The organism is Bradyrhizobium sp. LVM 105, assembly GCF_003957705.1.
GTDB classification, from domain to species: Bacteria; Pseudomonadota; Alphaproteobacteria; order Rhizobiales; family Xanthobacteraceae; genus Bradyrhizobium; species Bradyrhizobium frederickii.
Genome location: NZ_QZMV01000018.1, coordinates 50,807 through 65,825 on the forward strand (window position 1 = coordinate 50,807; position 15,019 = coordinate 65,825).

A 15,019-nucleotide genomic window follows, 5' to 3' on the forward strand; every position below is an offset into this window, starting at 1 on the left:
CTTCTGGGTCCCGGCTCGGCGTCGCAGCGCTGCACGCTGCGCCGCGTCCGGGACACGTGCCAATAGACTGACACACTCTCGTCATAGCTCGCGTGCCTCTTGCGCTGGCCGCGCGGTTCGGTCAATCGTTGCGGAACCGACCAAGAGGGGAATCATGGGCGCACACGAAAGCATGGAGCACGCCGAGCACGCCGAACACGCGTCCGGCTCGAACAAGAAGATCGCGCTCCTGATCGCGGTGCTGGCGCTGTTCCTGGCGATCTCAGAGACGCTCGGCAAGGGTGCCCAGACCGAATCGATCAGCAAGAACGTCGAGGCCGCCAATCTCTGGGCGTTCTTCCAGGCCAAGAGCATCCGCCGCACCGTGGTGGTGACCGCGGCCGAGCAGGGCAAGCTCGCGCTCGCCGCCGCGGACGAGGCGCAGAAGCCCGCCGTGCAGAAGCAAATCGACGACTGGACCAAGACGGCGGCGCGCTACCGCTCCGAACCCGAGACCGGCGAAGGCACCGAGCAGCTCGCCGAGAAGGCCAAGCATGCCGAGCACGATCGCGACGAGGCGACCGCGAAATACCATCACTTCGAGCTGGCCTCGGCCGCCTTCCAGATCGGCATCGTGCTGGCCTCGGCCACCATCATCACGGGCATGATGGCGCTGGCTTACGTCAGCGGCGTGCTGACGATCGCCGGCCTGTTCATGACCGCGCTCGGCCTGTGGTGGCCGCATTTGTTGCATTTGCATTGAGGGCTGCGGCGGGGCTCTCGCCGCGTCATTGCGAGGAGCGAAGCGACGAAGCAATCCAGACTGCCTCCAAGGAAAGACTCTGGATTGCTTCGCTGCGCTCGCAATGACGAAGGATAAAGCCGCGCCCCTCCGGCGCTCACCGCGCCTCGTGCACGCTCTTCCTGAAACGCTGGATCAGGCGAAGCGTGCGAACGGACCACCCCTGCCCGTTGCCGGCGATCAGCTCGCGGATGCGCTGCTTGACCGGGTTGACCAGCTCGGCGGCCTTGGCACGGATCTTCAGCACGAGCTCGTAGATCCGCTCGAACCAGTGCATCTCCAGCAGCTTGTGGCGCGTCACGTCGAACACGAAGGCGGTGACACCGACGCCGACCAGCTTTGCGAACACGATCATGAAGACCGCGCTGGTCCAGTATTCGTGCGCGAGCAGCCAGAGGCCCACGAGCTTGAGCGGAAACAGCGGCACGACGGGGACGGCGAACACGATCAGCGTCATGGCCGGCGACAGAGCGTCGACGCGCTCCGTCAGCCATTGCTTGAAGCGCGCCAAGGGGATGGCTGCGACGACCCGGGCAACGATCGGTTCGAGATGGTCCCACAGCCAGGCTTCGATCAGGAAGATGATCGCAAGCAGGACCCAGAGCGGTTGAAGAACGCGGCGCAGCATGTGTTTCCCGCCCTATTCGGCGCTGGGCGCGTGGCTACATATGGATGGCCCGCTTGCCGACTGCAAGCGCGGCCTCCTTGATGGCCTCCGAGCGGGTCGGATGCGCGTGGCAGGTGCGCGCGAGATCTTCCGCGCTGCCGCCAAACTCCATGAGAACGGCCGCCTCATGGATCATTTCGCCGGCTTCGCGGCCGATAATGTGCACGCCGAGCACGCGATCGGTCTTCGCGTCTGCGAGAATCTTCACAAAGCCGTCAGTGGTCTGATTGACCTTGGAGCGGCCATTGGCGGTAAAGGGAAACTTTCCGACGGTATAGGCGATGCCCGCCTGCTTCAGCTCCTCCTCGGTCTTGCCGACGGAGGACACTTCCGGCGTGGTATACACGACGCCCGGGATCACATCGTAATTCACATGGCCGGCCTGGCCGGCGATGATCTCGGCCACCGCGACGCCTTCGTCCTCGGCCTTGTGCGCAAGCATCGGGCCTGCGACGACGTCGCCGATGGCATAGACGCCCTTGAGGCTGGTGGCGAAGTGCGGATCGATCTGCACGCGGCCGCGCGCGTCCAGCGCGACGCCGGCTTCCTTCAGGCCCAGCCCGTCGGTGTACGGCACGCGGCCGATGCAGACGAGAACGACATCGGCCTCGATGGTCTCGGCCGCGCCACCCGCAGCCGGCTCGATTTTCGCAAGCAGTGCCTTGCTGTTCACTTCGACGCCAGTGACCTTCGAACCGAGCTTGAATGCAAATCCCTGCTTTTCCAGGATGCGCTGGAATTGCTTGGCGATCTCGCCGTCCATGCCAGGCAGGATGCGATCGAGGAATTCGACGACCATGACTTCGGACCCGAGTCGGCGCCACACCGAGCCGAGCTCGAGCCCGATCACACCGGCGCCGATGACCAGTATTCTGCCCGGCACCTTCTCCAGCGACAGCGCGCCGGTCGAGGACACGATGCGCTTCTCGTCGATCTCGATGCCCTTGAGGCGTGCGATATCCGAGCCGGTGGCGATGACGATGTTCTTGGTCTCGATCACCTGCGACTTGCCGTCGGCGGAGACCTCGACCTTGCCGGTCCCCAAGATCTTGCCGGTGCCCTTGAGCACGTCGATCTTGTTCTTCTTCATCAGGAATTCGACGCCCTTGACGTTGCCGTCGATGCCCTGCTGCTTGAAGTTCATCATCGCGGGCAGATCGAGCTTCGGCGACGAGACCGACACGCCCATCTTGGCGAAGGAGTGCGCGGCCTCCTCGAACATCTCGGAGGCGTGCAGCAGCGCCTTCGACGGCATGCAGCCGACATTGAGGCAGGTGCCGCCGAGGGTGGCGTTCTTTTCGACCACGGCGACCTTCATGCCGAGCTGGCTGGCGCGCACCGCGCAGACATAACCGCCCGGTCCGGTGCCGATGACGACGAGATCGTAGGTAGCCATGAGAGAAAGTCCCGTAAGGTTTGCCGTGATGAGGGTGTGTCAGCGTCCGCCGGCGCGTCAGCGCCCGCCGGACACATCGAGAATGGCTGAGGTGACGTAAGACGCCTCGTCCGACATCAGCCAGACGATGGCATTGGCGATTTCGTCCGCGGTGCCGACGCGCTTCATCGGCACCATGTGGGCCAGACGATGGGCGCGATCGGGCTCGCCGCCGGCGGCGTGGATTTCGGTATCGATCAGGCCGGGACGGATCGCGGCGACGCGGATGCCCTCGGCCGCGACCTCGTAGCCGAGACCGATGGTGAAGGAATCCACCGCGCCCTTGGAGGCGGCGTAGTCGACATAGGTGTTGGGGGCGCCGAGCCTGGCCGCGACCGACGACAGATTGACGATGACGCCGCCCTTGCCGCCGTGCCTGGTCGACATCCGCTTCACCGCCTCGCGCGCGCAGAGGATGGAGCCGGTGACGTTGACCGCCAGCACGCGCTGGATGCGCTCGGCCGACATCTCGTCGACGCGCACGCCGCTCTGGCCGACGATGCCGCCATTGTTGACCAGCGCCCCGAGCGTGCCGAACTTGTCGGCGGCCTTGAACAATTCGAGGATGTCGCTTTCCTCGGCGACATCGCATTTCACCGCGATGGCCTTGCCGTTGCTGGCCTCGATCTGCGCGACCACCTCGTCGGCGGCCGTCTTGTTGCTGGCATAGCCGACCACGACGCGGAAGCCGCGCGCGGCCGCCGCGATCGCGGTTGCCCGCCCGATGCCGCGGCTGCCGCCGGTGATGACAACGACCTTATCCGTCACGCGCGCCTCCATGGTTCGACACGCGCCGCCGCGCATGGCGACGGCGCTCGCAGAGCATCAGGGATCAGAGATCGAGCACCAGGCGCGCCGGGTCTTCCAGGCTCTCCTTGACGCGAACCAGGAAGGTGACGGCTTCCTTGCCGTCGATGACGCGGTGATCGTAGGACAGCGCCAGATACATCATCGGGCGGACCTCGATCTTGCCGCCGACGACCATCGGCCGCTCCTGGATCTTGTGCATGCCGAGGATGCCGGACTGCGGCGCGTTCAGGATCGGGGTCGACATCAGCGAGCCGTAGATGCCGCCATTGGTGATGGTGAAGGTGCCGCCCTGCATCTCGTCGATCTTGAGCTGGCCGTCGCGGGCGCGGCGGCCGAAATCGGCGATGCTCTTCTCGATGTCGGAGATCGACTTGTGGTCGCAGTCGCGCACCACGGGGACGACGAGGCCCTTGTCGGTGCCGACGGCGACGCCGATGTGATAATAGTTCTTGTAGATCAGGTCGGTGCCGTCGATCTCGGCGTTGACCGCCGGAATGTCCTTCAGCGCCTGCACGACGGCCTTGGTGAAGAAGCCCATGAAGCCGAGCTTGGCGCCGTGCTTCTTCTCGAACGCGTCCTTGTAGTGCGCGCGCAGCGCCATGACGTTGGTCATGTCGACCTCGTTGAAGGTCGTCAGCATGGCCGCGGTGTTCTGCACGTCCTTGAGGCGGCGCGCGATGGTCTGGCGCAGCCGGGTCATCTTGACGCGCTCTTCGCGGGCGGCGTCATCGGCCGGCGACGGCGCACGAACCTGCACGGCGGCGGCGGGCTGGTTGACCGGGGTCGGCGCCGAGGCCGCGCGCTCGATCGCCGCCAACATGTCGCCCTTGGTGACGCGGCCGTCCTTGCCGGAGCCCGGAACGGTGGAGGCGTCGATGCCGGTCTCGGCGGAGAGCTTGCGCACGGACGGTGCGAGCGGGGCATCGGCCGGGGCCGCCTTCGCGGCCGGAGCCGGTGCAGCAGCGGCGGGCGCCGCAGCAGCGGCAGGCTTGGCGGGCGCGGCAGTGGGCTTGGCAGCACCGGCACCATCGGTGATCTGGCCAAGCAGCGCGCCGACGGCAACCGTCGCGCCATCAGCGGCGATGATCTCGCTCAGCGTGCCGGCGGAGGGCGCGGGCACTTCGATGGTGACCTTGTCGGTCTCGAGCTCCACCAAGGGCTCGTCGACGGCGACGGGATCGCCGGCCTTCTTGAACCAGCGGCCGATGGTGGCCTCGGTGACGGATTCGCCGAGCGTCGGCACACGAATTTCAGTCATGGTCTTTTCCTTAAGGAGATCGCCAATGCGGTCATCAATTCATACGTCATGCCCCGCGAAGGCGGGGCATCCAGTACTCCGCGGCGTTCGTCATGATCACGAAAGTCACGGCGTACTGGATTGCCCGCCTTCGCGGGCAATGACAGCATTCTAAAACTTTTCAGCTCAGTGCTTCGTCCAGGAACGCCTTCAGCTGCGCCTGATGCTTGGACATCAGACCCGTGGCGGTCGCGGCGGAAGCGGCGCGGCCGACATAACGCGGACGCCGGCTCGCGCCGTTCACCTGGTTCAGCACCCATTCCAGATAGGGCTCGATGAAGTGCCAGGCACCCATGTTGCGGGGCTCTTCCTGGCACCACACCACCTCGGCCTTCTTGAAGCGCGACAGCTCGGCCACCAGCGCCTTCAGCGGCACCGGATAGAGCTGCTCGACGCGCATCAGATAGATGTCGTCGATGCCGCGCTTCTCGCGCTCCTCGTAGAGGTCGTAATAGACCTTGCCGGAGCAGAGCACGATGCGGCGGATCTTCTCGTCCGGAACGAGCTTGATCGCCTCGCTCGGCAGCATCTGGGCGTCATCATAGAGGATGCGGTGGAAGGTCGTCCCCTTGGCCAGCTCCTCGAGACGCGACACCGCCCGCTTGTGACGCAGCAGCGACTTGGGCGTCATCATGATCAGCGGCTTGCGGATCTCGCGGTGCAGCTGGCGGCGCAGCGCGTGGAAGTAGTTCGCCGGCGTGGTCGGGTAGACCACCTGCATGTTGTCTTCGGCGCACATCTGCAGGAAACGCTCGAGGCGCGCCGAGGAATGCTCCGGTCCCTGGCCCTCATAGCCGTGCGGCAGGAGGCAGACGAGGCCGGACATGCGCAGCCATTTGCGCTCGCCCGAGGAGATGAACTGGTCGAACACGACCTGCGCACCGTTGGCGAAGTCGCCGAACTGGGCTTCCCACAGCGTCAGCGTGTTCGGCTCGGCGAGCGAATAGCCGTATTCGAAGCCGAGCACGGCCTCTTCCGACAGCAGCGAGTTGATGACCTCGTAATGGCCCTGCTCGCTGCCGAGATGATTGAACGGCGTGTAGCGGCTCTCGTCCTCCTGGTCGATCAGGACCGAGTGGCGCTGCGAGAAGGTGCCGCGCTCGGAATCCTGTCCGGACAGACGGACATGGTGGTTTTCCTGGAGCAGCGTGCAGAACGCCAGCGCTTCGCCGGTCGCCCAGTCGATGCCGGCACCGGTGTCGATCGCCTTGGCGCGGTTGTCGAGGAAGCGCTGGATGGTGCGGTGAACGCGAAAACCGTCCGGCACCTTGGTGATCTTGCGGCCGATGTCCTTCAGGATCGGAAGGTCGACGCCGGTGACGCCGCGACGGGCGTCCTCTTCCTGGTCGGCGATCTTGAAGCCGGACCACTTGCCGTCGAGCCAGTCGGCCTTGTTCGGCTTGTAGGAGGTGCCGGCCTCGAACTCGGCATCGAGCCGGGCGCGCCAGTCGGCCTTCAGCTTGTCGACCTCGCCCTCGGTGACCACGCCTTCGGCGATCAGGCGCTTGGAGTAGAGCGTGAGGGTCGAGGGATGGGCCGCGATCCGCTTGTACATCACCGGCTGGGTGAAGGCCGGCTCGTCGCCCTCATTGTGGCCGTAGCGGCGATAGCACCACATGTCGATGACGACGGGCTTGTGGAATTTCTGCCGGAACTCGGTCGCGACCTTGGCCGCGAACACCACCGCTTCCGGATCGTCGCCGTTGACGTGGAAGATCGGCGCGTCGATCATCTTCGCCACGTCCGACGGATAGGGCGAAGAGCGCGAGTAGCGCGGATAGGTGGTGAAGCCGATCTGGTTGTTGACGATGAAGTGCACGGAGCCGCCGGTGCGGTAGCCCTTCAGGTCGGACAGGCCGAAGCACTCGGCGACCACGCCCTGGCCGGCGAACGCGGCGTCGCCGTGCATCAGCAGCGGCATCACGGAGATGCGCATGTCCGGCGGATCGCCGTGCTGGTCCTGCTTCGCGCGCACCTTGCCGAGCACCACGGGATCGACGATCTCGAGATGCGAGGGGTTTGCGGTCAGCGACAGATGGATGCGGTTGCCGTCGAACTCGCGGTCCGAGGAGGCGCCGAGGTGATACTTGACGTCGCCGGAGCCTTCGACCGCGTCGGGGTTGGCCGAGCCGCCCTTGAACTCGTGGAACAGGGCGCGGTGCGCCTTGGCCATCACCTGCGTCAGCACATTGAGACGGCCGCGATGCGGCATGCCCAGCACGATCTCCTTCACGCCGAGATTGCCGCCGCGCTTGATGATCTGCTCGAGCGCCGGGATCAGCGCCTCGCCGCCGTCGAGGCCGAAGCGCTTGGTGCCGGTGAACTTGGTGTCGCAGAACTTCTCGAAGCCTTCGGCTTCGACCAGCTTCATCAGGATGGCCCTGCGGCCTTCGCGGGTGAACGAGATCTCCTTGTCGGGTCCCTCGATGCGCTCCTGAATCCAGGCCTTCTGCGCGGCGTTGCTGATGTGCATGAACTCGACGCCGAGCGTCTGGCAATAGGTGCGCTCGCAGATCGCGGTGATCTCGCGCAGCGTGCCGTATTCGAGGCCGAGCACGTGATCGAGGAAGATCTTGCGGTCGAAATCGGCTTCGCTGAAGCCGTAGGTGCGCGGATCGAGCTCTTCGCGGTTGCGCTGGGCTTCGATGCCGAGCGGATCGAGCTTGGCGTGGAAATGACCGCGCATGCGGTAGGAGCGGATCAGCATCAGGGCGCGGACGGAATCGCGCGTCGCCTGGAGCAGGTCGGCGGAGGAGAGGGCGGCGCCCTTGTCACCGCCCTTGGCCTGCGCCTTGGCGGCGATCTTGGCACCGACCGCCTTCTCGACTTCCGCCCAGTTGCCGTCGAGCGCGGAGGTGAGATCGTCCTGCGGCGTCAGCGGCCAGTTGTCGCGCTCCCAGGACGGGCCTTCCGCGTTCTTCCGGACGTCAGCCGGCTGGTCGTTGAGGCTCTTGAAGAACTCCTGCCACTCGGCGTCGACCGAGGACGGGTCCTTCTCGTAGCGGGCGTAGATTTCGTCGATGTAGGTGGCGTTGGTGCCCTGCAAAAAGGAAGACAAGGCAAAGGCTGCGTTCGCGTCCTGGCGAGACATACTGGAGTTCCTGGCGATTTTGGTTCGCGCATAACAAACGGCGCTGGCACCGAGCTCCCCGGCAGAGGCTCGGCGCGACAGGCACCCTTTACCCTATTTGCTGCGAAACTTCGCCCGGAAAAGCACGAAGAAGTGAATTATCCCTTCAACTTTTCGGCAAGCGTGTGGCCGAGGCGGGCGGGCGACGGAGACACTGTAATCCCTGCCGATTTCATCGCCTCGGTCTTGGAACCGGCGTCGCCCTTGCCGCCCGAAATGATCGCGCCGGCATGGCCCATGCGGCGGCCCGGAGGGGCGGTGACGCCGGCGATGAAGCCGACCATCGGCTTCTTGCGGCCGCGCTTGGCCTCGTCCTTGAGGAACTGGGCGGCGTCCTCCTCGGCGGAGCCGCCGATCTCGCCGATCATGATGATCGATTCGGTCTTGGGGTCGGCCAGCAGCATCTCCAGCACGTCGATGAACTCGGTACCCTTGACCGGGTCGCCGCCGATGCCGACCGCGGTGGTCTGGCCGAGGCCCTCCTGGGAGGTCTGGAACACGGCTTCATAGGTCAGCGTGCCGGACCGGGAGACGATGCCGACCGAGCCGGTCTTGAAGATGTTGGCGGGCATGATGCCGATCTTGCACTCGCCTGCGGTCATGACACCCGGGCAGTTCGGCCCGATCAGGCGCGACTTGGAGCCGAGCAGCGAGCGCTTCACCCGCACCATGTCGAGGACAGGAATGCCCTCGGTGATGCAGACGATCAGCGGGATTTCGGCGTCGATGGCTTCGCAGATCGCATCCGCCGCGCCCGGCGGCGGCACGTAGATCACCGAGGCGTCGGCGCCGGTCTTCTCACGCGCCTCGCGCACGGTGTCGAACACCGGCAGGCCGAGATGCGTGGCGCCGCCTTTGCCGGGCGAGGTGCCGCCGACCATCTTGGTGCCGTAGGCGATCGCGGCCTCGGAATGGAAGGTGCCGTTCTTGCCGGTAAAGCCCTGGCAGATGACCTTGGTGTTCTTGTCGATCAGGATGGACATGAGGTCTGCTTTCGCGAACTAACGAGTGAGAGGTCAGTGGATGCGGCGGTAGACGCCGGTGAGGACGTCGGCCCAGCCTTCCGCGTCCGGCGAGAACTGGATCTTCAACGAATAGGAATTGTCGTCGATGATCTCGTAGACATGGCGCGCATTGCCGCGGAGCGAGCCGCGCACCAGTGTCAGGGTCTTGCCGACCCAGCCGCCGGAGGCGGGCGAGGGCGGCGTGTAACCGAGCGAGTCGTACCAGAACAATTTGTAGGTCCGGTCGTCGCGGTCGTAGCTGAAGATGCCGTGGGTGGCGAAGATCTGCTTGCCGTCACGCATCTGGACACTGTCCTGGATCAGGTAGAATCCGTTGAGGTCCATGCGCGCGACGGTGCGCGATGTGGCCGGCCCGCCCGCGGTCCAGCGCGACGGGTAGACCATCTCTTCGCCATCCCATTCGCCGGCGAACGCGGCGAGGCGCGCATGCTCGGGTAGCGGAGATGATGCGGCGAGATGGTCCTGGGCCATGGCCTTAGCCTCCCTTGACGGCCTTCACGATCTTCTGCGCGGAATCGTCGAGATTGTCGCCCGCAACGACGTTCAGTCCGGATTCATCGATGATCTTCTTGCCGAGCTCGACATTGGTGCCTTCGAGGCGAACCACCAGCGGCACGTTGAGGCCGACTTCGCGAACCGCCGCCGTGACGCCCTCGGCGATCACGTCGCACTTCATGATGCCGCCGAAGATGTTGACCAGGATGCCCTTCACGTTGGGATCGGCGGTGATGATCTTGAAGGCGGCTGCGACCTTCTCCTTGCTGGCGCTGCCGCCGACATCGAGGAAGTTGGCGGGCGACATGCCGTAGAGCTTGATGATGTCCATCGTTGCCATGGCGAGACCGGCGCCGTTGACCATGCAGCCGATATTGCCGTCGAGGGTGACGTAGTTGAGGTCGTGCTTCGACGCCTCGATTTCCTTGGCGTCTTCCTCGGTCTCGTCGCGCAGCGCGAGCACCTCGGGGTGACGGAACAGCGCGTTGTCGTCGAACGACACCTTGGCGTCGAGCACGCGGAGCTGGCCCTGCCTGGTCACCACCAGCGGGTTGATCTCCAGCATCGCCATGTCCTTGGCGACGAAGGCCGCATAGAGCTGCGCGGTGAGCTTTTCGGCCTGCTTGGCGAGATCGCCGGAGAGCTTCAGCGCCTTCGCGACCGTGCGGCCGTGGTGGCCCATGATGCCGGTGGCGGGATCGACCGAGAAGGTCACGATCTTCTCAGGTGTATTGTGCGCGACGTCCTCGATGTTGACGCCGCCTTCGGTCGACACCACGAACGAGACGCGCGAGGTCTCGCGGTCGACCAGGAGCGAAAGATAGAATTCCTTGTCGATGTCGGAGCCGTCCTCGATGTAGAGGCGGTTGACCTGCTTGCCGGCGGGGCCGGTCTGGATCGTCACCAGCGTCGCGCCCAGCATCTGCTTGGCGAACTCGGAGACCTCTGCGGCCGACTTGGCGATGCGGACGCCGCCCTTGTCGCCGGCGCTGGCTTCCTTGAACTTGCCCTTGCCGCGGCCGCCGGCATGGATCTGGCTCTTCACCACATAGACCGGGCCCGGCAGGGCCTTGGCGGCGGCTTCCGCATCTGCGGCCTTGAGGACCGGGACGCCCTTGGAGATCGGCACGCCGAACTCACCCAGCAGCGCTTTGGCCTGATATTCATGGATATTCATATGGTCGCTCCCTGAACCCGCGGGCGGTGACCTCTAGGGCCCACCTCAGTCTTGTGGCTGGCATACCATATACCACAGGAACTGCAACCCGGATTCTCTGACATCGATCTGGACTGCCGAACCGGAGCCCGCCCGGACACGGGCTCTGGAAATGAAACCGCCGAAGACCGGGTTTTCGGTCTTCGGCGGGAAGTGTCTTGCGCCTTAGCGGCCGAGAAGATCGGGGGCGATCTTCTTGCAGGCATCGACCAGGCCCTGGACGGCACCGACCGACTTGTCGAAGGCCTCGCGGTCCTTGCCGGCAAGCTCGATCTCGACGACGCGCTCGACGCCCTTGGCGCCGATCACGACGGGCACGCCGACATACATGTCCTTCACGCTGTATTCGCCGTTCAGGTAGGCGGCGCAGGGCAGCACGCGCTTCTTGTCACGCAGATAGCTCTCGGCCATCGCGATGGCCGAGGCAGCCGGCGCGTAGAAGGCCGAGCCGGTCTTGAGCAGGTTGACGATCTCGGCGCCGCCGTTGCGGGTGCGGTCGACGATCTCATCGAGCCGCGCCTGCGAGGTCCAGCCCATCTTGACGAGGTCGGGCAGCGGAATGCCGGCGACGGTGGAATACTTCACCAGCGGCACCATGGTGTCGCCATGGCCGCCGAGCACGAAGGCGGTGACGTCCTCGACCGAGACGTTGAACTCGTCGGCCAGGAAGTAGCGGAAGCGCGCCGAATCCAGCACGCCGGCCATGCCGACGACCTTCTTGTGCGGCAGGCCCGAAGCCTTCTGCAGCGCCCAGACCATGGCGTCGAGCGGATTGGTGATGCAGATGACGAAGGCGTCGGGAGCGTATTTCTTGATGCCGGCACCGACCTGCTCCATGACCTTGAGGTTGATGGAGAGCAGGTCGTCGCGGCTCATGCCGGGCTTGCGCGGCACGCCGGCGGTGACGATGCAGACCTTGGCATTGTCGAGCGCCTCGTAGGAATTGGCGCCGGTGTAATGCGCGTCAAAACCGTCGACCGGCGAGGACTGCGCGATGTCGAGCGCCTTGCCCTGCGGCACGCCCTCGGCGATGTCGAACATCACGACGTCGCCCAGTTCTTTCAGGCCGATGAGGTGAGCCAGCGTTCCGCCGATCTGACCGGAGCCAATCAAAGCAATCTTGTCGCGCGCCATGTGAGCCTGTCCTTTAGACACGTAAGGAGGGGAAACTGAGACGGGTGGTTATCCCTTTCGCCTCCCCCGTTCAAGTCGCCCAATGCCCAATTGTCGGGCTTGCCGCGATAGCAGCCAGCCACATCCTCGTCATTCCGGGGCGTGCGAAGCACGAACCCGGAATCCATCGGGCGACAGAGCGCGCCGATGGATGGATTCCGGGCTCGCCGCTTCGCGACGCCCCGGAATGACAGCGCTGGCACAAATAGGACTTAAGTCTCCACCAGGCCCTTGGTGGAGCCGCTGGCGGTGGAATCCTTGCGGCCGTGAGCCAGTGCCAGATAGGATTCCGAGCTCATCTCGATCAGGCGCGAGGCGGTCCGCTTGAACTCCATGGCCTCAACGCCCTCATGGGCGAGGTACAGCGAGATCGGGTTGGCGTCGGCCGAGGCCATCAGCTTCACCGCATTGTCATAGAGCGTGTCGATCAACGTGATGAAGCGCTTGGCGGCGTTGCGCTGGGAGAGGTCCATCACTGGAATATGGTCGACCAGGATGGTGTGATAGTCGTGCGCCAGCCTGAGGTAATCCGATGCGCCGAGCGGCTTCTCGCAGAGGTCGGCGAACGAAAACCGCGCGACGCCGTGAGCAGAGCACGGCACGTGCAGGATGCGGCCCTTGATCGAGATGTCGCGCGACCGGCATTTGGCGCCACCGGACATCCGCAACCAGGCGCGATCGAGCGCTGCGTCCGCATCGCCATCCGCCGGCGTCAGCCACATCGGCACGCCCTGCAGCTTCTCCAGCCGGAAATCGGTGCGCGCATCGAGCCGCGCGACGTCCATGTGGTCGGTGATCTGCTTGATGAAGGGCAGGAACAGCGACCGGTTCAGGCCGCCTTTGTAGAGATCGTCGGGCGCCACGTTGGAGGTCGCGACCACGACGGTGCCGAGCTCGAACAATTTGGCGAACAGGCGTCCCAGGATCATCGCATCCGCGATGTCGGTGACGTGGAATTCGTCGAAGCAGAGCAGCCAGCTCTCCTCAAAGATCGCATTCGCCGTCAGCGCGATGACGTCGCCGTCGGCGATCTCGCCGCGCGCGATGCTCTGGCGATAGTCGTAAATGCGCTCATGCACGTCGGCCATGAATTCGTGGAAATGCGCGCGGCGCTTGTGCTCGACATCGGAGTGCTGGAAGAACAGATCCATCAGCATGGTCTTGCCGCGACCGACCTCGCCATGGATGTAGAGCCCGCGCGGCACATCGTCCTTGTCACCGCCGCCGAACAGGCGACTAAGCAGGCCCTGCTTGCGTTTGGGGCTGTAGGTCGCAAGCCGCAGGTCCAGCGCGGCATAGGCCTCGGCGACCTCCGCCTGCGCAGCATCGGGCTCGATCGCACCTGAGGCGATCTGGGCCTGATAGGCATCGCTGAAGGGGGAACTGGGGGTCGAGAGCATGGCCCTTTACCGCCAGAGACCGCGGCAAATTGCAAGCCGTCAATTGGTGCGGGGCGCTATGCGTTCCGTGTCCCGGACGCGCTGCGGACGAAGTGACGCTGCGCAGAGCCGGGACCCACTGTTTCGTACATCGGTCGTGGAGCGATGGGCCCCGGCTCAGCAGTGCACCACGGCGTGGCGCACTGCGTCCGGGGCACGAGAGCGGTAGCTACGCACACAACTCGTAGGCGTCCTCCACGACATACGGGCCGCCGCCGGTCGAGGCGCGCGAGGAGAACAGCACGAAGCGCTCGGCCATGAACGCCTTGCTCGGGAAATAGCCGCGCAGCGAGAGATAGTCGGCGACGTCGCGGTCGGTGGCATCGTACAGCCGGGCCAGCGTCACATGAGGGATGTATTTGCGACCTTCGGGATTGAGGCCGATCCGCTGCATCATGCGTTCGAGCTCGGCCTGCAATTCCATCAGCGGCTTGCTGGGCGCGATGGTCGCAACGACGGCGCGCGGTTTGCGGCCGCCGAAACTGGTCAGGCCCTGCACCTTGACCTCGAAGGGCTTGCGGTCGACGCGAAACAGCATCGAGGCGATCTCGTTGGCGGAGACGCCGTCGATATCGCCGATGAAGCGCAAGGTGACGTGATAATTTTCGGGATCGATCCAGCGGGCGCCGGGAAGGCCTCCTCTCAAGTTGGAAAGCGCCTGGCCGATCTCGGCCGGAATTTCCAGACCCGTGAACAAACGCGGCATCGTTTCGCACTCCCGATGCTTGGGTACGATCCCTGAGCAGGATCATATCCAAATCAGAGCCGGCGACGAATCACCGGTACCTTGATTCCTATCGCAGTTGTGTGACTCTGCGAAGCATGCCGCGCCTCACCCCGGTAAAACCCTGGGAATTACGGCGAGCGCTGCCTGCTTTCAACGCCGTTGCTCAGCGATCGTGCCAAGGAATGCCTGCACGGCGGGCATGATGTTGCTGACGATGATATCGACGCCGGCCGCGGTCGGATGAATGCCGTCGGCCTGGTTGAGCTTGGCGTCGGCCGCAACGCCCTCGAGAAAGAAAGGATAGAGCGGCACGTCGAATTTTTTTGCCAGATCCGGATAAATCGAATTGAATCGCGCGGCATAATCGGCGCCGTAATTCGGCGGCGCCAGCATGCCGCACAGCATCACCGCGATCTTGCGCGCCTTGAGCCGCTGGACGATGTCGGTGAGCGCGGCACGCGCCAGATCGGGATCGAGGCCGCGCAAGGCGTCGTTGGCGCCGAGCTCGACGATGACCCCGTCGGTTCCCTCGGGGACCGACCAGTCGAGCCGGTCGCGGCCGCCCGAGGTGGTGTCGCCGGACACCCCGGCATTGGTCATGTCGACCGCTATGCCCTTGGCCTGCAAAGCTTTTTTTAGCTTCTGTGGGAACGCGTCCTGAGCCGGCAGGCCGAGACCGGCGCTCAGGGAATCGCCGAGAACGACGAGCTTGATCGGTCTTGTCGCCTCCGCCCAAGCCGGGTTCGCCATTGTCATGAAGGCGAGCATCAACACGGCTATGTGCATGAACAATCCGTAACGCCTCTCGACCGCGCTATCGGAGT

The 15,019-nt window shown here is 64.8% G+C and carries 13 protein-coding genes; 1 reads left to right on the forward strand and 12 read right to left on the reverse strand.

Translation table 11 applies throughout. The annotated features are described in order from the left end of the window. Positions 1–154 precede the first annotated feature (154 nt). Positions 155–742 carry a DUF4337 domain-containing protein gene (locus D6B98_RS33490; protein WP_126261287.1) on the forward strand — a complete coding sequence of 196 codons (588 nt, stop codon included), beginning with the start codon at positions 155–157 and terminating at the stop codon, positions 740–742. 136 nt (positions 743–878) lie between these two features. Here D6B98_RS33490 and D6B98_RS33500 read toward each other — a convergent pair whose 3' ends face one another. From D6B98_RS33500 to D6B98_RS33555, 12 genes are all read right to left on the reverse strand, one after another. Next, entirely contained in the window at positions 879–1,409 is a 531-nt protein-coding gene (locus D6B98_RS33500) for a hypothetical protein (protein WP_126261289.1), read from the reverse strand. A 34-nt stretch (positions 1,410–1,443) separates the two neighbouring features. Further along, complete coding sequence (gene lpdA / locus D6B98_RS33505) at positions 1,444–2,844, reverse strand: dihydrolipoyl dehydrogenase (protein WP_126261290.1); 1,401 nt, start codon at positions 2,842–2,844, stop codon at positions 1,444–1,446. A 57-nt stretch (positions 2,845–2,901) separates the two neighbouring features. Further along, a complete protein-coding gene (locus D6B98_RS33510; RefSeq protein ID WP_126261364.1) occupies positions 2,902–3,663 on the reverse strand; it encodes an SDR family oxidoreductase in 762 nt (253 codons plus the stop codon). 52 nt (positions 3,664–3,715) lie between these two features. Further along, positions 3,716–4,951 (reverse strand): 2-oxoglutarate dehydrogenase complex dihydrolipoyllysine-residue succinyltransferase, encoded by a 1,236-nt coding sequence (gene odhB / locus D6B98_RS33515; RefSeq protein ID WP_126261291.1) that lies wholly within the window; start codon positions 4,949–4,951, stop codon positions 3,716–3,718. A 160-nt stretch (positions 4,952–5,111) separates the two neighbouring features. Continuing rightward, entirely contained in the window at positions 5,112–8,081 is a 2,970-nt protein-coding gene (locus D6B98_RS33520; protein WP_126261292.1) for a 2-oxoglutarate dehydrogenase E1 component, read from the reverse strand. Between the two features lie 137 nt (positions 8,082–8,218). Further along, positions 8,219–9,103, reverse strand: a complete 885-nt coding sequence (sucD, locus tag D6B98_RS33525; protein WP_126261293.1) for a succinate--CoA ligase subunit alpha — start codon at positions 9,101–9,103, stop codon at positions 8,219–8,221. 33 nt (positions 9,104–9,136) lie between these two features. After that, the gene (locus tag D6B98_RS33530; protein WP_126261294.1) at positions 9,137–9,616 is read right to left on the reverse strand and encodes a DUF1579 family protein; all 480 of its coding nucleotides are present in this window, start codon (positions 9,614–9,616) and stop codon (positions 9,137–9,139) included. A gap of 4 nt (positions 9,617–9,620) precedes the next feature. Next, positions 9,621–10,817 (reverse strand): ADP-forming succinate--CoA ligase subunit beta, encoded by a 1,197-nt coding sequence (gene sucC, locus D6B98_RS33535; RefSeq protein WP_126261295.1) that lies wholly within the window; start codon positions 10,815–10,817, stop codon positions 9,621–9,623. A 204-nt stretch (positions 10,818–11,021) separates the two neighbouring features. Beyond that, a complete protein-coding gene (gene mdh / locus D6B98_RS33540) occupies positions 11,022–11,990 on the reverse strand; it encodes a malate dehydrogenase (protein WP_028133274.1) in 969 nt (322 codons plus the stop codon). Between the two features lie 251 nt (positions 11,991–12,241). Next, positions 12,242–13,429: a cell division protein ZapE gene (gene zapE / locus D6B98_RS33545; protein ID WP_126261296.1), complete on the reverse strand. Its 1,188-nt coding sequence runs from the start codon at positions 13,427–13,429 to the stop codon at positions 12,242–12,244. A 208-nt stretch (positions 13,430–13,637) separates the two neighbouring features. Then, positions 13,638–14,174 (reverse strand): RNA 2',3'-cyclic phosphodiesterase, encoded by a 537-nt coding sequence (thpR, locus tag D6B98_RS33550; RefSeq protein ID WP_126261297.1) that lies wholly within the window; start codon positions 14,172–14,174, stop codon positions 13,638–13,640. 171 nt (positions 14,175–14,345) lie between these two features. Next, a complete protein-coding gene (locus D6B98_RS33555; RefSeq protein ID WP_164719043.1) occupies positions 14,346–14,981 on the reverse strand; it encodes an arylesterase in 636 nt (211 codons plus the stop codon). Positions 14,982–15,019 lie beyond the last annotated feature (38 nt).

What these genes read in the sequence shown, in the direction of transcription:
- D6B98_RS33555 (WP_164719043.1), bottom strand. Translation starts at nt 14,981, where the DNA reads ATGCACATAGCCGTGTTGATGCTCGCCTTCATGACAATGGCGAACCCG.
- D6B98_RS33490 (WP_126261287.1), top strand. Translation starts at nt 155, where the DNA reads ATGGGCGCACACGAAAGCATGGAGCACGCCGAGCACGCCGAACACGCG.
- D6B98_RS33500 (WP_126261289.1), bottom strand. Translation starts at nt 1,409, where the DNA reads ATGCTGCGCCGCGTTCTTCAACCGCTCTGGGTCCTGCTTGCGATCATC.
- odhB (WP_126261291.1), bottom strand. Translation starts at nt 4,951, where the DNA reads ATGACTGAAATTCGTGTGCCGACGCTCGGCGAATCCGTCACCGAGGCC.
- sucC (WP_126261295.1), bottom strand. Translation starts at nt 10,817, where the DNA reads ATGAATATCCATGAATATCAGGCCAAAGCGCTGCTGGGTGAGTTCGGC.
- sucD (WP_126261293.1), bottom strand. Translation starts at nt 9,103, where the DNA reads ATGTCCATCCTGATCGACAAGAACACCAAGGTCATCTGCCAGGGCTTT.
- mdh (WP_028133274.1), bottom strand. Translation starts at nt 11,990, where the DNA reads ATGGCGCGCGACAAGATTGCTTTGATTGGCTCCGGTCAGATCGGCGGA.
- lpdA (WP_126261290.1), bottom strand. Translation starts at nt 2,844, where the DNA reads ATGGCTACCTACGATCTCGTCGTCATCGGCACCGGACCGGGCGGTTAT.
- D6B98_RS33520 (WP_126261292.1), bottom strand. Translation starts at nt 8,081, where the DNA reads ATGTCTCGCCAGGACGCGAACGCAGCCTTTGCCTTGTCTTCCTTTTTG.
- D6B98_RS33510 (WP_126261364.1), bottom strand. Translation starts at nt 3,663, where the DNA reads ATGGAGGCGCGCGTGACGGATAAGGTCGTTGTCATCACCGGCGGCAGC.
- zapE (WP_126261296.1), bottom strand. Translation starts at nt 13,429, where the DNA reads ATGCTCTCGACCCCCAGTTCCCCCTTCAGCGATGCCTATCAGGCCCAG.
- D6B98_RS33530 (WP_126261294.1), bottom strand. Translation starts at nt 9,616, where the DNA reads ATGGCCCAGGACCATCTCGCCGCATCATCTCCGCTACCCGAGCATGCG.
- thpR (WP_126261297.1), bottom strand. Translation starts at nt 14,174, where the DNA reads ATGCCGCGTTTGTTCACGGGTCTGGAAATTCCGGCCGAGATCGGCCAG.